Genomic DNA, 16368 nt, shown 5'->3' with positions numbered 1-16368 from the left:
TCACACCTTCACTCTGATCATCACGCGGATCATCGCGAGGCCGATCAGATACCACACGAAGGTCAGCGGGAAGCCGATGTAGAAGATCGGATCATCGGCAACGTCGAAGTAGAACTTCGGGCTCGAAAGAAGGATCGAGCCCAGCGAGAACAGGGGCAGGATCGTGAGCATCAGGCCCGTCATGCGGCCTTCCGATGACAGCGCGCGAACCTTCATCATCAAGCTAGCCCTTTCGCGGATCACCTTGGCCAGATTGTCGAGCACTTCGGCAAGATTGCCCCCGGTATCGGCCTGGATCGAAAGCGTGACGACGAACAGGCGCAGATCCTCGTCGTCCCAGCGTTCGGCCATGTCGTGCATCGCCTGACGCAGTTCGGCGCCGTAGGATATCTCGTCGGACACCAGACCGAATTCGGAGCCGATCGGATCTTCCATCTCCCGCGTCAGCAATTCCAGCGCGCCGGCGACCGGGTGCCCTGCCCGCAAGGAGCGCACGAACACATCCAGCGCCTGCGGAAACTGGCTCTGGATCTTCTTGCGGCGGCGTTCGGCAAAGACGTTGATCACCGCCAGCGGAAGCCCGACCGACAACGCCAGCGAGGACACCAGAGCGATCATCCAAATTCCCGCACCGAGCGCAAATCCGTTCGATACGGCCGCGGCAATGATGAGTGCCAGCAGCACCACGAAGGCGACCGCGATGCCGATGCACATGCGCGAAAAGCGGATGTCGAGACCCGAGATGATCACCTGACGCCGCACCGCCATCAGCATCCGGTCAAGCAACCCGCCGCTTTGCCCGGCATTGAGCCAGTCGTTGCGGCGCAGGATATTGTAGACATCCTCGCGCGCGGTGCCGCTGGCGATCATCGCAATCCGTTTGTTGACCGCGCGGGCGTGGGCCTGCCTGTTCGCAGTCACCTTGAGCACGATGTAGCCGCCAAGCACGACCGACAGGAACACGGTCGTCAGCGACAGGATGCGGATGAGTTCGGGCGAAAGCATCAGGACTGACCCATCGCCGCGCCGGGACGGAAATAGTCGGACGGCAATTCGATCCCCGCTTCGCCGGCCGCACGCAGGAATCTGGGCCGGACGCCGGTCGCCTCGAACTGGCCCAGCACTTCGCCGCCTTCGCCGCGCCCCGTCACCTTGAAGCGGAAGATTTCCTGCATCGTGATCAGCGGGCCTTCCATGCCGACCACTTCGCTGAGGCTCAACAGCCGGCGGCGCCCGTCTGCCTGACGGCCGATCTGGACAACCACGTGGATTGCCGATGCGATCTGCGCCCGGGCCGAGGTTGCCGAAATCTCGACCCCGCTCATCCCGATCATCTGTTCGACGCGCGCCAGCGCATCGCGCGGCGTGTTGGCGTGAACCGTGGTCATCGATCCGTCGTGACCGGTGTTCATCGCCTGCAGCATATCGAACGCCTCGCCGGCGCGGACTTCGCCGATGATGATCCGGTCGGGGCGCATGCGCAGCGCATTCTTCACCAGATCGCGCTGCGACACCTCGCCGCGCCCTTCGAGGTTCGCGGGCCGCGTTTCCAGCCGGGCGACATGGTCCTGCTGAAGCTGCAATTCGGCCGAATCCTCGATCGTGACGATCCGTTCGCGCCCGTCGATAAAGGCCGACATCGCATTGAGCAGCGTCGTCTTGCCCGATCCGGTGCCGCCCGAAATCAGGACATTGCGCCGCGAGGCGACGATCGCGCTGAGTACCTCGGCGACTTCGGCAGGCATGCTGCCCAATTCGACCAGCCGTTCGATCCCGATCCGCTTGCGCGAGAACTTGCGGACCGATAGCAGCGATCCGTCGATCGCCAGCGGGGCGACGATGGCGTTGACGCGCGATCCGTCCGCCAGGCGGGCATCGACGAATGGCGAGGATTCGTCGACCCGCCGGCCCACCGCGCTGACGATTTTCTGGATGATGCGCAGCAAGTGCCGCTCATCCTGAAACCGGGTGGGCACGCGCTCGAGCAGACCGCGCCGTTCGACGAACACCGTGTTGAACCCGTTCACCAGAATATCGGTGATGGTGTCATCGGCGAGCAGCGGTTCGAGCGGTCCGAGGCCCAGAAGTTCGTCGAGAACTTCGTCGACCAACTGGTTGCGCTCTTTGGCGTTCAGCGCCTCGTCCTCCTGCGCCAACAGCCCGAGCACGATCTCGCCGACTTCCGCCTCGATCTGCGCGCGCGAGAGCTTGTCGAGCATGGCAAGATTGATGCGGTCGAGCAGCTTGCGGTGGATCGACGATTTCAGCGCCAGGAACTGGGCGGTCTTGGGATCGGCCAGATTGTTGCCCGAAACGGGTTCGAGCGACAGCAGGGCCTTGCTGTCCAATGCCTCCCGCTGCGAGGACCTGGGCTCGATCTGCCAGCGCATCATGACGGCGATGTCCCGATACGATTGCATACTTTCTGCACGAGCGCGGCAACATCGGCGCAATAGCCGCTCTTGCCGCTGGTTTCGTGCAGCAGCAGGCCTTGATCCTGGGCCACCGCGATGGCGTTCTTTTCAGGCCTGAGCACGCCGAGGATGTTCTTGCCGAGCGCCTGTTCGACATCCGAGACGTTGATCGCGCCGAACAGCTTGTTCTGGACGCGGTTGACCACGACCGATACCCGCGCATCATCGATCCCGACCGCCTCGAACAGGCCGAGCAGGCGCTTGGCTTGGCGAAGGCTCGACAGGCCCTGTTCGGTCAGCAGCAGGATTTCATCGGCCTGCGCAAGCAGCGACAGGCTCCAGTTGGTGAGGCTTGCGGGCAGATCGACGAACACGAAATCATACTGACCGCGCACCAGAGCAAGCACCCGGCCCAGCTGATCGCGGTTGACCGCTTCGATCGGGAAGATGTCCGAAGGCGCGGAAATTACGCCGACACCGCTGGCATGGCGCTGGATGACCGCGTCGAGCAGCGTCGCGTCGATCGCGGTTCCCGCTTCGAGGAGATCGGTGATCGTCCGCCGCGGTGCCATCCCCATGACTTCGCTGGCGCGCCCCAGCTGCAGGTCGAGATCGATCAGGCAGCAACTGTGGCCGGCCGCGGCAAAGCCGGCGGCCAGATGCGTCACCAGCGTCGTCGCGCCGCCGCCGCCAAGCGGGCGGACCACCGCAACCAGCGGGGCAAGCCGGGTTTCGTCACTGGCCTGTTCGGCAACCGCGAGCACCGCCTGAAGCAGTTCCTCTTCGGCAAACGGCAGGGAAATCGCGTCCACCACGCCGCCCCGGATGAGCGTGCGCACCAGTCGCAGGTCGGTCTGCTCCAGCGCGACGATAACCGACAGTTCGGGGTTGCGCGAGCGCAGCGTTTCGACGCGCCGCATGCTGGCAGGAACGGTCGGATCGACATGCACCACCACCACGCCGCTGTGCGGGACCTGCGCGAGCGCAAGGTCCTCGGCCAGTTCGAGCGGGATCAGGCGCGCATCGGCCAGAAGGCCGGTCGCGGCAGCCGAAGCGGTCGCATCGAGGAACCGGCTTGCAGCGATCACCGTCAGCTCGCGGCGGATCCCGGTCGGCGCTGTGCCTGCCTTCTGGCGTAACCGATCACCCATTTCGATGCTCATGTCCTCGTCTTTCAAAAATCGTCGGTCTAGTTTGCCTGAGGTTGCGAAACCTTGCTGTCGGTGGTGCGGATTGTGTCGGGCTGTTTGACCTTGTCGGTACGGTAACGTTCGACCGCATCGGATGCGTGAGCGCCGTTACCGAGCGCAGGTTCGGTGTAGACCGGATCGGGATCGATCACCTGCGCCATCATGGTCTGACGGTTGGCATCGCCGAATTTCAGATCGCCCGGCTTTTCGGTAATCGCATTGGTCGAACACGCGCAAAGCATCAGCGCGGTCGCCGCCGCAGTGGCCGCAAGAACGCGATCAGAATTCATATTGCGTCTCCGGTGCGGCCGTGCCGCTGGCTGCGGGATAGGCGGGGAGGGGATCATAGGCCTCGCCCGTGATGGTGGTCGTCGCCGGATCGGGATCGGCGACCCGATCGGTCGGCAGGCGCACCTGATCGGGGCGGATCGGACGGACCAGGCGCGGCGTGACGATGATAAGAAGCTCGGTTTCGCCCTTCTGGAACTCGGTCGAGCGGAACAGCGCGCCGATGATCGGGATATTGCCCAGCAGCGGCACCTGTTTCACGGTCGATGCGAAATCGCGCTGCAACAGGCCGGCAATCGCGAAGCTCTCCCCGTCGCGCAGTTCCAGCGTGGTGCTGGCGCGGCGGGTCTGCAGACCGGGGATGACGATGCCGTTCAACTGGATCGACGCCTGCCGGTCGATCGAGCTGACTTCGGGTTCGACCTTCAAATTGATCGTGCGATCGCTGAGCACGGTCGGGGTAAAGCCGAGGCTGACACCGAAGGGCTTGAATTCGACCGTGATGCTGCCGCCCGGGCCGTTCCCGCCGCCCAGAACGCCGCCGTTCTGGACCACCGGGATCGGGAATTCGCCCCCTGCAAGGAAACTTGCCTTTTCGCCCGACAGCGCAACCAGCGTCGGTTCGGCGAGCCGCTTGGCATAGCCTTTCTGCTCGAGCGCGTTGAGATAGGCTTCGATATCCGCGCCCAGCACCCGGAAGGTCGCGCCCAGCACCCCGAAGGTGTCGGTCACACTGCCGATCCCGATCTGCGAGGCGCCGGTCACCGGATCGGGCGTGATGCTGGCGCCGTTGCCAAGCCCGCCGAACACGCTGGAGCCGTTGTAGAAGCCGCTGACGCCGATGTTCTGGCCGACATCGCGCTTCACTTCGGAGAAGCGGACTTCGAGCATCACCTGCTGGCTCGCCCCGAGCGAGACGAGGTTGACGACATTTTCGCCCGCATAGGTCTTCGCCAATTGGACCGCGCGGTTGATTGCGCCGGGGTTGTTCGAAATTCCCGACAGCACGATCGAACTGCCCGAGATGCTGGCTTCGATCCCCGATCCGGGAACCAGCCGGACCAGCTGGTCGCGCAGGCCCTGAACATCGGGTCCGACGGCAATGTCCACCACCGACAAGACGCGCCCGCCATAACCATAAAACGTCAGGCTGGTCGTGCCCATCGCCTTGCCCAGCACATAGACCGATCGTTCGGTCACCGGGACGATATCGGCGATTTCGGGGTTGCCGACCATCACCCGGACGATCTGCTGATCGGTGGAGACGATCTGGCTCTTGTTGACCGGAACTTCGATCGTCCCGCCATGCAATGCAGCGTTTGCGCCTTGCTGTGCCAGCAAGGGCGCAGGCACGGCCAGTGCGGCTGCCGCGGCTGATGCGCAGATGGCCAGAGGCAAGGCGGAGCGCGCCAGGCGGGACGTCCGGTTGCGGCGGTGCCGTGGGGGCTTCACGTCAATAGCCATTGGACATCACACTTTCGACAGATTCCTGGGTACCGCGCAGCACCGCCATGGTCGGGCGATAGATTTGCGGAGCGGCCACGGGTTCGGGCGCGCTGCGACGCGGGGCGGGCGCACGCCGGGCGGCGACCGGCCGCGGCGCTGCGGCGGGAGCGGCGGCGAGTGCGGCAGTGGCAGAGGCCGGCCGGATCATGCCGCTGCCAAGATCACGCGGCAGCACCGTGGCCAGCACCGATGGCGTGCGATCATTGGCGTTGCGCAGCACCAGCGTCAGCTTGCCGACCTCGGCGGCCAGCGCCAGTTTCTGCGCGCCGAGCGGATCGACCATCAAGGTTGCTGCCGTAAATTCGGGAACCTTGCCGCGCCGCGAGCGGCTCTCGTCCACCTCGGCGGGCTTGTCCGTCGCGCTGGTGTCGATTGCGAGCACCGACACGTTCTGGAGCAGCAGGGTGGCCATCTGTTCGTCGGCCGTGGCGTTCGATCCGGGGACCGCACGCGTCAGCACGACATCGACGATATCGCCCGGTTTGACGAAGCCGGAGACGCCGCTCACGAAATCGATGGGAATCGAAACGGCGCGCTGGTCGGCGGGCAGGGTTGCCGACAGCATGGCGCGGTTCGAAGTGCGCGATTGCAGAATGGGTTCGCCGGTGACCAGTGCGCGCACGGCCGAATTGGCCTTGGCGAGGAACGCCTGCGATTCCTGCGCGGTCACGGCGCCTTGCGGGACCGACGAAGCGGGCCAGTCGACGAGCTGCGCGCTTTCCGGCGTGATCGCTTCGCCAAAGGCGATATCCTGCTTCGCGACAAGGATTCTGACGGTTTGCTGGGCTACTCCATTCCCGCCCCCTGCCTGACCGGCAACGGCGCCGAAATAGGTGTTGGCCAGCCAAACGGCGGCCAGCCCGAACAACACGGCAATGCCCAGAACCAGTATGTTACGTCTTTGCAAGACACCCCCCCTTGGGTCTCAGCAGAAATATGCCCCCGCTCCCGAAGGAGCGGGGTGCACAATGGTTCATCAGTTCACTTCGTCGGCTGCGGCCTGAATCTTGGTTTCCACGGCGGTGCCAAGGTTGCCAGCAGCAAGCGCGATACCGGCCACGACGACCGCGAGGATCAGCGCATATTCGGCAGCCGAAGCGCCCGACTGGTCAGCGACGAAATTCTTGAGAAAAGCCTTCATGACATTCACCTTTGCAATTGAACAGAACACGAACTGCGGACTGCAGCCATACGTCTCCCTCGGCGCCGAAACGCGCTTTCGGTTCAGTTTGTTATGCAACCCCCCGCTGCGGCGTTAGCTGCCGTCAGACAGCCTCCCTGTCCCCCGACATCCATGGCTTAGTCAACACCAAGTTAATTCAGGTAAGGAATTTTGCCATTCTGACACATTTGTCGACGCGGCAGTTACCACTAACTTTCTTGCATTTTCGCTCGACAAAAGGCGTGTAATGTTACGCTAATTCAATGCTGTCGGCATCGGGCCATATGCCGTATCACCGCATGGGCATGTCAAAATCTGCCGAAAACCAGCCTGCAAGTTTTTGAAGATGTCATCGGGCTATCTTCCCGAATGGGCCATCTTGCAGTTAGCGAATCGGTTACCAGAGGCGCGGGCTAATGCGGGCTTACCGCCGCGCCGACAGCGCTTTTGGCTCGGCGCCCCGCAGAATCTGGGCGCTTCGACGTTTTTTAGCCGCGTAAGGCAAACTTTAATCCTTCATCGCCACTTGTCGCTGGCATGGGCACGCTTGCGACATATCTGCTGGAGATCGGGCTGAAGTTCGGTGCCGTGCTGGTTGTCGCCAACGAGGTGCGCGGGATCATCCTGACCGCACCGGTGTTCTACGGCATCTATCAGGCGGGCGGCACGATGGCCGCGATCTGGCTTGGCCTGTGCAGCCTTGGCGGAATCGCCTTGTCGGTGATCGTGCCGGTGTTTGCAGCGCGCAAGCTGAAAGCGGCGATTGCCCGCAAACAGGCAAGACCTGCCGGCTGACCGGGTCAATCAGTCTGAACCCGCAGCTTCGTCGGGGGGATCGCGATAGGCCCGCTCGGCTCGCGCCAGGAGCCGGACCGTGTCCCGCCGCGTCCGCATCGTCTCGATCGCGTGATCGACACCGGCGATGGTGATCGCCCAGGTGCCGTCCTCGACGATCTGGATGAAGCCCTTTTCCTTCAGATACCACGTGTGGAACGCGAGATTCTTGTCCGAGCACCCGAGCAGATCGAGCAGCTGCCATTCGCCTGCACCGATCCTCTCCGCGCCTTGGCGGCGCAGGTTGTAAAGGTGCATCAGGATGGTTTCGTGAACCAGCGCATCGTTGCTCACGGTAGCCTGATCGAAACCGTCGAACCGGGATCCGGCCTGCCCCGGGGCCGCGGACAGGTGAAGGTTCGCCTCGTCATATTCGAGACGCTTCAAGGGGTCGCGCAGGATCCGGTATGCGGCGGTGATCCGCGTGAACCGATCGAGGTCGGCCGTCTCCGAATGATCGGGATGATATTGCTTGGCGAGCGCCTTGTAGGCGAATTCCAATTCCTTCGGATCGCACTCGGGGCGCACGCCGAGAACGCTGTAGTGGTCCTGTTCTTCAGATGAACCCTTCACGATGGACTCCCCGGCGTGGTCGCGGCGGGGCGGGGTTCGCCGGTCGCAGCGGGCCGAGGATATTCATGGTTGCCCCCGGATTGCAAGCCGCGCGCACGGCCTAACCCGGGCGGCAGGCCTCAATCCTTCGCGTCGAGCCCGTAAGCGGTGTGCAGCACGCGCACCGCAAGTTCGGTTTCGTCCTCGTCGATCATCACGCTGACCTTGATCTCGCTGGTCGAGATCGCCTGAATGTTGATCCCGCGATCCGACAGCGCGCGGAACATCGAGGAGGCAACTCCGGCGTGGCTTTTCATGCCGACGCCGACGACGCTGATCTTGGCGATCTTGCTGTCGGTGATGATGCGGTTGAAGCCGATTTCGCTGCGGCGATCCTCGAGCAGCGCTTGCGCGCGGGCGAGGTCGGATTGCGGCACGGTGAAGGTCACGTCGGTCTCACCCTTGTCGCGGCCGACGTTCTGGATGATCATGTCGACATTGATCGAAGCCGCGGCGAGCGGTTCGAAGATGTTGGCCACCGCACCCGGACGGTCGGGCACGCGGGTGAGGATCACCTTGGCTTCGTTCTTGTCATGCGCGATGCCGGTTACAAGCTGGCGTTCCATCAGGCCCTTCTCCACCAATTCGTCCATTTCTTCATCCGAGACGATCATTGTCCCGGGCAGATCATCGGCAGGCGGGGCGCCTTCGCCGATGAAGCTCGATAGCACCTGCACCCGCACGCCTTCCTTCATCGCAAGGCCGACCGAGCGGGTCTGGAGCACCTTGGCCCCAACGCTGGCGAGTTCGAGCATTTCTTCGTAGGTCACCGCCTTCTGCTTCTTCGCCTTGGCGACGATGCGCGGGTCGGTGGTGTAGACGCCGTCGACATCGGTGTAGATGTCGCAGCGATCCGCCTTGATCGCGGCGGCCACCGCCACCGCCGAGGTGTCCGATCCACCGCGGCCCAGCGTGGTGACGCGGCCCTCTGCCGACAGCCCCTGAAAGCCGGGGATCACCGCGATCTCGCCCGCTTCCATGCTGGCGATCAGCGCCTCGGCATCGATGCTTTCGACGCGCGCCTTGGCATGGGCTTCGACGGTGTGGATCGGCAATTGCCAGCCGAGCCAGCTGCGCGCCTTGCAGCCCAAAGCTTGCAAGGTAAGCGCGAGCAAGCCGCTGGTCACCTGTTCGCCGCTGGCAACCACGACGTCATATTCGGCCGGATCGTAAAGCGGGTTCGCCTCGCGGCAGAAATTGACGAGGCGGTCGGTCTCGCCCGCCATCGCGCTGACGACGACCGCGACCGAATCGCGTGTCCCGTCCGGTTTGACCGCGGCCTGCGCGCGCACGATATTGGCCACCCGGCGGATGCGTTCTGTCCCGGCCATCGAAGTGCCACCGAATTTCATCACGATACGCGCCACGTCGGTCAATGCTCCGGCTGGTGAGTGTTCGCGGCGGCTGTTAAGGGGGAAGGATGGGAAACGCAAACGTATCGAATGTAACTATCCGGCCCGAGGAAGCCGATTTCTTCAGCAAGCTGGCGCGCGACTGGTGGAACCCCAAGGGCCCGATGGCGAGCCTGCATCAGGTGAACCCGGTGCGGATGGCGTTCATTCGCGATGCGATCGATGCGCACTGGCCCGATGCGCCGCGCGCAGCAAGGCCGCTGGCGGGCAAGACGGCGCTCGATATCGGCTGCGGGGCAGGACTCTTGTGCGAACCGCTCGCGCGGCTGGGCGCTGCGGTGACCGGGGTCGATGCCGCGGCGGAGAATGTCGCGGCGGCCGCAGCGCATGCCGAAGGTGTGGGCCTCGATATCCGCTACATGGCGGGTGAGGTCGCCGGGCAGGATATCGGCGAATTCGATCTGGTAACAAGCGTCGAGGTGATCGAGCATGTCTCGGACAAGGCCGCGTTCCTGCGCGATGTCGCCGCGCGGCTGGCACCCGGGGGCCTGCTGATCCTGTCCACCCCCAACCGCACCGCGGCCTCGCGGCTGCTGCTGGTGGGCGCTGCCGAAATGGTCGGATACGTGCCGCGCGGCACGCACCACTGGGAGGATTTCGTCACCCCCGACGAGCTTGAGGCGCTGCTCGCGGATGCGGGTTTGCGCGTGACCGCACAGCGCGGGATCGCGTGGCGTCCGGGCAAGGGGCTGCACCTGTCGGACGATCTTTCGCTCAATTATATTCTTAGCGCGCGGCACGCCTGATTCGGGCGCTTGCCCGCCGCGTATGTTTCACGTGAAACATCCACTCGGGCCCGCGGTGAAAGGCATCGAACCGGGGTCTGGCAGGGGTCAAACAGGGCGCAGAACCTATCTGGCGCCGCTGACGCTGCACAGCAGGTTTTCCTTCCCGCCTTTGACCGCGTCCACGGCGCGGCCCGGATGATCGGCAAACACCCCCGAAACACCCGCCGCGCGCAGCATCGCCAGCAATGCGCCGTCGCAACCGCGCCCCTTCGGGTCCGTCCCTGATCGCAGCATGGCAGGCAGAAATTCGTTTTCGGGCCGCACGGTCCATGCATGCACCGCCAATCCCGCCGCCTTGGCATCCGCCACAAGCGTCGTCGGCGTGCCATCGGGGGTCAGGAGCAGCGCGATATGCGCGCCCACCGCATCGGCATATTTCGCGATCTCGGCAAGGCCGGCAGGCGCGATCATCTCGGCATAGCGGATCGCAGGTTCGTCCGCCGGGCCGTCCTCGGGCTTGACCAGCTGCACCAGCCTGAACCCGCCCCCGCGCTGCTTCAACCGCTGCAAAGGCGCGATCTCGAAGCTCTGGATGAAGACCGGGTCCTGCGGCGTGATGCCGAGCTGCGACAAGTCGCGCAGCAACAGGTCGACCATGTCGATCCCGGCATACTGGAGCATGAAGGTGGGGTGCTTCAGCTCGGGATAGAGGCCGATCCGCCGCCCGCTTTCGGCCTCCTTAGCGCGCACCAGCCTGACGATGTCGGCGAAGGTCGGCACCTCGTAAAGCCCGTCGAACCGCGCATTGGCGGGGCGCAGCGTCGGAATGCGTTCCTTGGCCCGCAGCGTCCTCAGTTCGGCAAGGGTGAAGTCCTCGGCGAACCAGCCTGCCACGCGCTGCCCGTCAATGGTCTTGTCGCGGCGGCGGTCTTCGAATTCCTCGCGGGAGGCGACATCGGTGGTGCCCGACAATTCGTTCTCGTGCCGCGCCACCAGCACCAGGTCCTTGGTCGCGACCAGATCGGGCTCGATATAGTCCGCGCCCTGATCAATCGCGCGTTCATAGGCGGCGAGCGTGTGCTCGGGCCGCTCGGCGCTCGCGCCGCGGTGCGCGATGACCACCATTTCCTGCGCTGCGGCAGGCGCTGCGAGCAAGGCTGCAAAAATCAAAGCAAGGCTGCGGACCATTCGTCTTCCCTGAAACCCACAAGGATGCCGTTTTCGTGTTCGGCGATGGGGCGCTTGATGATGCTGGGATGCTGAACCAGCAATGCGGCAGCGGTGTGACTGTCGGCGGCAAGCGCCTTGTCGGCATCGGACAGCGCGCGGTAGGTCGTCCCCTTGCGGTTGACGACCGCATCGAGCCCCGCAGTCCCGATCCAGCGGGTCACGCGCTCGGGATCGGCGCCTTCCTTCTTGTAGTCATGGAAGGTGTAGGCCTTGCCCGCCTTGTCGAGCCACACGCGCGCTTTCTTCACCGTGTCGCAGTTGGGAATGCCGTAAAGGTGGATCATGGGCCTGTCTTTCCGATCAGAATTTGGGGGCCAGATGCGCGTCGGCAATCGCGACGGCGAGGGCATCGGCCGCGTCGCTCCCGGCCACCGCGACGCCGGGGAGCAACACCTTGATCATCGCGGCGACCTGCTGCTTTTCCGCAGCCCCCGTGCCGGTGACCGCTTTCTTCACCAGCCGCGCGGCGTGTTCGTTGACCGCGATCCCCGCCGCGCCGCAAGCCGCCAGCACACAGCCGCGCGCCTGCGCCAGCTTGAGCGTCGATTGCGGGTTCTTGTTGACGAAGATTTCCTCCGCCGCGGCGCGCGCCGGGCGGTGTTCGGCGATCACCGCGGCAATGCCGGACTGGATCGCGGCAAGCCGCGCGGCCATCGGCGCGCCCGCATCGGTCTTGATCTGGCCGTTGGCAATGTGGCTGATCCGCGCGCCTTCGCTGCGGATCACACCCCACCCGGTCGAGGACAATGAAGGATCCAGGCCGAGGATCAGCACCCTACAACCCGAATGCGAGGCCGATCCGCCAAGCGGCTGCCAGCAAAAATGCGCCGCCAAGCGCGATCGCGAGCAGCCACTCCCCGCGTCTCAGCCCAGCTTCTCCATCACCTCGTCCGAGATTTCGTAATTGCCCCACACGGTCTGGACATCGTCATCGTCTTCGAGCGTGTCGATCAGCTTCATCAAGGTGGCGGCGGTGGCTTCGTCGGCTTCGACGGTCAGCACGGGCTTCCATGCCAGCTTCACATTGTCCGCCGGGCCAAGCACCTTCTCCAGTTCGCCGGCCACGCCGTGCAGGGCTTCGGCGGCGGTCCAGATCGTGTGGCCGTCTTCCGAGCTTTCGACATCATCCGCGCCCGCTTCGATCGCGGCTTCGAGCACCTTTTCCTCGTCGCCGACGCTTGCCAAATATTCGATCAGCCCGCGGCGTTCGAAGCCGTGCGACACCGAACCTTCCGAGCCCAAGTTGCCACCGTTCTTGCTGAAAGCGGTGCGCACGTTGGTTGCGGTGCGGTTGCGGTTGTCGGTCAGCGCCTCGACGATCAGCGCCACGCCGCCCGGGCCGTAGCCTTCGTAGCGCATTTCGCTGTAATCCTCGCCGCCGGCCTGCGCGGCCTTGTCGATCGCGCGCTGGATGTTGTCCTTGGGCATCGACTGCGCCTTGGCGGCGTTGACCGCGAGCCGCAGGCGCGGGTTCATGTCGGGATCGGGCATGCCCATCTTGGCAGCCACGGTGATTTCGCGGCTCAGCTTGGAGAACTGCGCGGCGCGTTTCTTGTCCTGCGCGCCCTTGCGGTGCATGATGTTCTTGAACTTGGAATGGCCTGCCATTGGACGATGTCACCGAGAATGTTGGAAGTGTGAGCGCGGCCCTTACTCCGTCAGACGCAGCCGATGCAAGCGGGCGTGCGACGGGGCTGCGCGGGCGAATGGCCGAGGCGGCGCGGTTCGTGCTGTGGCCGGGCTATACCGGGCGCCGCGTGCTGTCGCGGGGCGCGGCGGCCATCGTGGTTCTTGCAGCGATGCTTGTGCATGCAGGATGTCTCGCCCTTGTCGTCGGCCCGCTGTGGCTGGCAGCGCGCGCGTCAGGGGTGCTGCCCGCGGCGGATATTCCTGCCGATAGCCTTGCCGCCAGCCCGCTCGCCTTTCTGGTGATCGCGCCGCTGCTCGAAGAACTGCTGTTTCGCGGCTGGTTGACGGGCCGCGCCGCAGCCTTGCGGTTTGCCGCCTTCGGGTTTGGAGCGCTGGCCTTGTTGCTGGCGGGGCAGTGGTGGCCCGAACACGCCCGCGCGCTGGGTCTGGCGGGCGCGGCGACGGCGGCAACAGGGTTGGTGTGGTGGGGCGTCACGCGCCGCCGCGACACCGCCGTTCCGCGCTGGTTCGCCGCCCGTTTCGCGGTCATAGTATGGGGATCGGCGATCCTCTTCGGCCTCATTCACCTAGGCAATTTCCGCGCGCTGGAAAGTGCAGCCGGATTGGTGGTGGTGGCGCCGCAGGTGCTGGGCGGGATGATCCTCGCCTATCTGCGCACCCGGCTGGGTCTGGCGAGTGCGATCGCCTACCATGCCGGGTACAATGCGCTGTTTGTGCTGGCGGGCGGTTAGACCCGAACTGCGGTGCCGCTGGCCGAGACCATCAGCATCGAGCCGCGATCGCCGATAACCTCGTAATCGAGATCGACCCCGACCACGGCATTGCCGCCGCGCGCGGCCGCTTCGGCCTGCAATTCCTCGATCGCCTGATTGCGCGCATCGGCAAGGATGCGCTCGTAACTGCCCGAGCGCCCGCCCACGATGTCGCGGATATTGGCGAACAGGTCGCGGAACAGGTTCGCGCCGACGATCACTTCGCCCGTGACGATCCCGAGGTAGTCCTGAATGGGCCTGCCTTCGAGCGTGGGGGTGGTGGTGACGATCACGCCGCGCGCGTCTTTCCAGGGGGAAGCCATTGTCCGTCTCTCCTTGCAAACTGTCTTACGAAGATAACACAGCGTAGCGGCAATTCAATGGCACCCCGCCGGAAGCGATCACGCCATGCCGAGCGCGTTCTTGTAGGTTTCGAGCAGCATGTCCTGTTCGCTGCGATCGTCGGGCTTCATCTTCCGCAGGCGGACGATCTGGCGCATGATCTTGGGGTCGTAGCCGACCGCCTTGGCTTCCAGATAGACATCGCGGATATCGTCGGCGATGCCCTTCTTTTCTTCTTCAAGGCGCTCGATGCGCTCGATCAGCAGGCGCAGGCGGTCGTCGGCGGATTCGGCCATGGGGAAACTCCGGTTGATATGAGAATCGGTTGGCGGGCGCGATAGCCATCCCGGCGGCGGGGGTGAACCGCCCTTGCGAATTATTCCTGTGCGTTCTTGGCCACGCTTGCCTCCATCCGCGCCAATTGTTCGGGCGTGGCGGGCGATTGGCGGGTGGCCTTCCATTCGGCCGCCGGCATCCCGTGGATCATTTCGCGCGCGGCGTCCTTGTCGCCGTCGTAGCCCGCATCGCGGATCCAGTCGGCAAGGCAGTTGCGGCAGAAGCCCGCCAGACCCATCAGGTCGATGTTCTGCGCATCGTGGCGATGGCGCAGGTGGCGCACCAGGCGGCGGAAGGCGGCAGCGGCCTGAGCGTCGTCCAGCGTATCGAGCGGATCGGCATTGCTATTCATCGCGGCTTTCCCTTGAGTTGAAAATCGGCTGTGTCATAGGCGAACCCAACCAGGGATAGCCAGACATGTCACGACGCGATCAGTCACGGATCGACCCGCGCGGCCGCAAGGTCAAGATTCTCGCCACCATCGGCCCGGCGAGCCGTTCGCCCGAAATGCTCGAAAAGCTGGTGCGCGCCGGGGCGGATGCCTTCCGCCTCAATATGAGCCACGGCAGCCATGCCGATCACGAACCCGTGGTCGCCGCGATCCGCGCGCTGGAAAAGCAGTTCGCGCGCCCCATCGCGATCCTTGCCGACCTGCAAGGCCCCAAACTGCGCGTCGGCACCTTTGCCGAAGGGCAGGCGGTGATCCGCCATTCGGGGCACTTCGTCCTCGACCGCGATCCAACCCCCGGCGATCACAACCGCGTCCATCTGCCGCATCCCGAATTGTTCGGGATCATGGAGCGCGGTCAGCGCCTGCTGATCAACGACGGCAAGATCCGGCTGAAGGTGCTCGAAGCCGACGACAATCGCATCCTGTGCAGCGCCGAGGTTGGCGGGGTGATTTCGGACCGCAAGGGCGTGAACGTGCCCGATGCCGAAGTGCCGATCCCCGCGCTCACCGAAAAGGACCGCCGCGATCTTGCCTTTGCGACCGAGCAGGGCGCGGACTGGATCGCGCTCTCCTTCGTCCAGCGGCCCGAGGATATCGCCGAAGCGCGCAAGCTGATCGGCACGCATGGCACCGCGATCTGCGCCAAGATCGAAAAGCCCAAGGCGGTCGACCGGCTGGACTCGATCATCGAGATGGCCGACGGGATCATGGTCGCGCGGGGCGATCTTGGCGTGGAGCTCGAGCCTTTCGAGGTCCCGCCGCTGCAGAAGAAGATCGTCAACATGGCGCGCCGCGCGGGCAAGCCGGTGATCGTGGCGACGCAGATGCTCGAATCGATGATCGAGGCGCCGACGCCGACGCGTGCCGAAGTCTCCGACGTGGCCAATGCAGTCTATGACGGGGCGGACGCGGTGATGCTTTCGGCCGAAAGCGCGGCGGGTGCATGGCCCGAGGAATCGGTCGCGATGATGGATCGGATCGCGGTGCAGGTGGAACGCGACGAGGGTTACAAGGCGCGCGTCCGCTTCCTCGAAACGCCGCCCGATGCGACCACCTCCGATGCGCTGGCGCATGCCTGCATGACGATCGCGGACACCGTGCCGATCAGCGCGATCACCGTGTTCACCGCCAGCGGATCGACCGCGCGGCGCGTGGCGCGCGAACGGCCTGCGACCCCGGTGCTGGTTCTGACCCCGTCGCCCCGCACCGCGCGGCGGATGGGCCTGCTGTGGGGCGCGCACGCGGTCGTGACAAAGGATATCGGCAGCTTCGAAGAGATGATCGCCAAGGGCAAGCGCATGGCGCTGCGGCACAAGGTTGCAGCCGCGGGGGCCAAGCTGATCGTGCTTGCGGGCGTGCCGTTCGGAACGCCGGGTGCGACCAATCTGCTCCACGTGGTCAGCGTGACCGGCGACGAGTTGGACAAGCACACCGGCGACTGATCGGGCGGCTGACCTTAGC

The 16368-nt window shown here is 64.7% G+C and carries 20 protein-coding genes; 4 read left to right on the top strand and 16 right to left on the bottom strand.

Annotated features, from left to right (window positions below; translation table 11 throughout):
* The 7 genes from A9D12_RS03035 to A9D12_RS14400 form a co-directional block, all read right to left on the bottom strand.
* Entirely contained in the window at window positions 1-1005 is a 1005-nt protein-coding gene (locus A9D12_RS03035) for a type II secretion system F family protein (RefSeq protein ID WP_068349670.1), read from the bottom strand.
* Complete coding sequence (locus A9D12_RS03030) at window positions 1005-2420, bottom strand: CpaF family protein (protein ID WP_418251570.1); 1416 nt, start codon at window positions 2418-2420, stop codon at window positions 1005-1007. The genes A9D12_RS03035 and A9D12_RS03030 overlap by 1 nt, the downstream gene beginning before the upstream one ends.
* Window positions 2390-3577, bottom strand: coding sequence for a CpaE/TadZ family protein (locus tag A9D12_RS03025; protein WP_082925361.1), 1188 nt, complete (start codon window positions 3575-3577; stop codon window positions 2390-2392). The genes A9D12_RS03030 and A9D12_RS03025 overlap by 31 nt, the downstream gene beginning before the upstream one ends.
* A gap of 26 nt (window positions 3578-3603) precedes the next feature.
* On the bottom strand, window positions 3604-3894 hold the full coding sequence (locus A9D12_RS03020; RefSeq protein ID WP_068349668.1) for a hypothetical protein: 291 nt from the start codon (window positions 3892-3894) through the stop codon (window positions 3604-3606).
* The gene (locus tag A9D12_RS03015) at window positions 3884-5290 is read right to left on the bottom strand and encodes a type II and III secretion system protein family protein (RefSeq protein WP_231889682.1); all 1407 of its coding nucleotides are present in this window, start codon (window positions 5288-5290) and stop codon (window positions 3884-3886) included. The genes A9D12_RS03020 and A9D12_RS03015 overlap by 11 nt, the downstream gene beginning before the upstream one ends.
* A gap of 55 nt (window positions 5291-5345) precedes the next feature.
* A complete protein-coding gene (cpaB, locus tag A9D12_RS03010) occupies window positions 5346-6305 on the bottom strand; it encodes a Flp pilus assembly protein CpaB (RefSeq protein ID WP_082925360.1) in 960 nt (319 codons plus the stop codon).
* A 69-nt stretch (window positions 6306-6374) separates the two neighbouring features.
* The gene (locus tag A9D12_RS14400) at window positions 6375-6539 is read right to left on the bottom strand and encodes a Flp family type IVb pilin (protein WP_082925359.1); all 165 of its coding nucleotides are present in this window, start codon (window positions 6537-6539) and stop codon (window positions 6375-6377) included.
* A gap of 558 nt (window positions 6540-7097) precedes the next feature.
* Between A9D12_RS14400 and A9D12_RS03005 the strand changes: the two genes are divergently transcribed.
* Window positions 7098-7355 carry a hypothetical protein gene (locus tag A9D12_RS03005; RefSeq protein ID WP_068349663.1) on the top strand — a complete coding sequence of 86 codons (258 nt, stop codon included), beginning with the start codon at window positions 7098-7100 and terminating at the stop codon, window positions 7353-7355.
* 9 nt (window positions 7356-7364) lie between these two features.
* On the opposite strand, the gene A9D12_RS03000 is transcribed toward A9D12_RS03005, so the two are convergent.
* Together A9D12_RS03000 and A9D12_RS02995 are read right to left on the bottom strand one after the other, a co-directional pair.
* Window positions 7365-7967, bottom strand: coding sequence for a J domain-containing protein (locus A9D12_RS03000; protein ID WP_068349661.1), 603 nt, complete (start codon window positions 7965-7967; stop codon window positions 7365-7367).
* A 119-nt stretch (window positions 7968-8086) separates the two neighbouring features.
* On the bottom strand, window positions 8087-9373 hold the full coding sequence (locus tag A9D12_RS02995; protein WP_068349658.1) for an aspartate kinase: 1287 nt from the start codon (window positions 9371-9373) through the stop codon (window positions 8087-8089).
* A 53-nt stretch (window positions 9374-9426) separates the two neighbouring features.
* Here A9D12_RS02995 and ubiG point away from each other — a divergent pair, with 53 nt between their 5' ends.
* Window positions 9427-10164, top strand: a complete 738-nt coding sequence (gene ubiG / locus A9D12_RS02990; protein ID WP_068349656.1) for a bifunctional 2-polyprenyl-6-hydroxyphenol methylase/3-demethylubiquinol 3-O-methyltransferase UbiG — start codon at window positions 9427-9429, stop codon at window positions 10162-10164.
* Between the two features lie 105 nt (window positions 10165-10269).
* Here the strand turns inward: ubiG and A9D12_RS02985 are convergent, their stop codons facing one another.
* The 4 genes from A9D12_RS02985 to A9D12_RS02970 all read right to left on the bottom strand — a co-directional run bounded on the left by A9D12_RS02985 (window position 10270) and on the right by A9D12_RS02970 (window position 12984).
* Window positions 10270-11334 carry a glycerophosphodiester phosphodiesterase family protein gene (locus tag A9D12_RS02985; RefSeq protein ID WP_068349654.1) on the bottom strand — a complete coding sequence of 355 codons (1065 nt, stop codon included), beginning with the start codon at window positions 11332-11334 and terminating at the stop codon, window positions 10270-10272.
* The gene (locus tag A9D12_RS02980) at window positions 11313-11660 is read right to left on the bottom strand and encodes an arsenate reductase (RefSeq protein ID WP_068349652.1); all 348 of its coding nucleotides are present in this window, start codon (window positions 11658-11660) and stop codon (window positions 11313-11315) included. The genes A9D12_RS02985 and A9D12_RS02980 overlap by 22 nt, the downstream gene beginning before the upstream one ends.
* Window positions 11661-11676: 16 nt before the next feature.
* Window positions 11677-12150 carry a crossover junction endodeoxyribonuclease RuvC gene (gene ruvC, locus A9D12_RS02975; protein ID WP_068349650.1) on the bottom strand — a complete coding sequence of 158 codons (474 nt, stop codon included), beginning with the start codon at window positions 12148-12150 and terminating at the stop codon, window positions 11677-11679.
* Between the two features lie 90 nt (window positions 12151-12240).
* Entirely contained in the window at window positions 12241-12984 is a 744-nt protein-coding gene (locus A9D12_RS02970) for a YebC/PmpR family DNA-binding transcriptional regulator (protein ID WP_068349649.1), read from the bottom strand.
* 29 nt (window positions 12985-13013) lie between these two features.
* On the opposite strand from A9D12_RS02970, the gene A9D12_RS02965 reads away from it, so the two are divergent.
* Complete coding sequence (locus A9D12_RS02965; protein WP_156522779.1) at window positions 13014-13757, top strand: CPBP family glutamic-type intramembrane protease; 744 nt, start codon at window positions 13014-13016, stop codon at window positions 13755-13757.
* On the opposite strand, the gene A9D12_RS02960 is transcribed toward A9D12_RS02965, so the two are convergent.
* The 3 genes from A9D12_RS02960 to A9D12_RS02950 all read right to left on the bottom strand — a co-directional run bounded on the left by A9D12_RS02960 (window position 13754) and on the right by A9D12_RS02950 (window position 14808).
* Entirely contained in the window at window positions 13754-14071 is a 318-nt protein-coding gene (locus A9D12_RS02960) for a heavy metal-binding domain-containing protein (protein WP_068353533.1), read from the bottom strand. The two genes, A9D12_RS02965 and A9D12_RS02960, sit on opposite strands and share 4 nt — an antisense overlap.
* A 108-nt stretch (window positions 14072-14179) precedes the next feature.
* Window positions 14180-14416 (bottom strand): DUF2312 domain-containing protein, encoded by a 237-nt coding sequence (locus tag A9D12_RS02955; RefSeq protein WP_068349644.1) that lies wholly within the window; start codon window positions 14414-14416, stop codon window positions 14180-14182.
* A gap of 80 nt (window positions 14417-14496) precedes the next feature.
* The gene (locus A9D12_RS02950; RefSeq protein WP_068349643.1) at window positions 14497-14808 is read right to left on the bottom strand and encodes a DUF1244 domain-containing protein; all 312 of its coding nucleotides are present in this window, start codon (window positions 14806-14808) and stop codon (window positions 14497-14499) included.
* A 65-nt stretch (window positions 14809-14873) separates the two neighbouring features.
* Between A9D12_RS02950 and pyk the strand changes: the two genes are divergently transcribed.
* A complete protein-coding gene (pyk, locus tag A9D12_RS02945) occupies window positions 14874-16349 on the top strand; it encodes a pyruvate kinase (RefSeq protein WP_068349641.1) in 1476 nt (491 codons plus the stop codon).
* Window positions 16350-16368: the final 19 nt, after the last annotated feature.

Source organism: Erythrobacter neustonensis, from assembly GCF_001663175.1.
GTDB classification, from domain to species: Bacteria; Pseudomonadota; Alphaproteobacteria; order Sphingomonadales; family Sphingomonadaceae; genus Erythrobacter; species Erythrobacter neustonensis.
Note: the sequence above shows the minus strand (reverse complement) of the source record. Positions and strands in the feature narration are given on the sequence as shown.

Excerpts from the sequence above, each read along its gene's own strand:
- A9D12_RS03030 (WP_418251570.1), bottom strand. The coding sequence starts at position 2,420 with ATGCAATCGTATCGGGACATCGCCGTCATGATGCGCTGGCAGATCGAG.
- ubiG (WP_068349656.1), top strand. The coding sequence starts at position 9,427 with ATGGGAAACGCAAACGTATCGAATGTAACTATCCGGCCCGAGGAAGCC.
- A9D12_RS03020 (WP_068349668.1), bottom strand. The coding sequence starts at position 3,894 with ATGAATTCTGATCGCGTTCTTGCGGCCACTGCGGCGGCGACCGCGCTG.
- A9D12_RS03005 (WP_068349663.1), top strand. The coding sequence starts at position 7,098 with ATGGGCACGCTTGCGACATATCTGCTGGAGATCGGGCTGAAGTTCGGT.
- pyk (WP_068349641.1), top strand. The coding sequence starts at position 14,874 with ATGTCACGACGCGATCAGTCACGGATCGACCCGCGCGGCCGCAAGGTC.
- A9D12_RS02950 (WP_068349643.1), bottom strand. The coding sequence starts at position 14,808 with ATGAATAGCAATGCCGATCCGCTCGATACGCTGGACGACGCTCAGGCC.
- A9D12_RS02955 (WP_068349644.1), bottom strand. The coding sequence starts at position 14,416 with ATGGCCGAATCCGCCGACGACCGCCTGCGCCTGCTGATCGAGCGCATC.
- A9D12_RS02985 (WP_068349654.1), bottom strand. The coding sequence starts at position 11,334 with ATGGTCCGCAGCCTTGCTTTGATTTTTGCAGCCTTGCTCGCAGCGCCT.
- A9D12_RS02970 (WP_068349649.1), bottom strand. The coding sequence starts at position 12,984 with ATGGCAGGCCATTCCAAGTTCAAGAACATCATGCACCGCAAGGGCGCG.
- A9D12_RS14400 (WP_082925359.1), bottom strand. The coding sequence starts at position 6,539 with ATGAAGGCTTTTCTCAAGAATTTCGTCGCTGACCAGTCGGGCGCTTCG.
- A9D12_RS03035 (WP_068349670.1), bottom strand. The coding sequence starts at position 1,005 with ATGCTTTCGCCCGAACTCATCCGCATCCTGTCGCTGACGACCGTGTTC.
- A9D12_RS02980 (WP_068349652.1), bottom strand. The coding sequence starts at position 11,660 with ATGATCCACCTTTACGGCATTCCCAACTGCGACACGGTGAAGAAAGCG.
- A9D12_RS03025 (WP_082925361.1), bottom strand. The coding sequence starts at position 3,577 with ATGAGCATCGAAATGGGTGATCGGTTACGCCAGAAGGCAGGCACAGCG.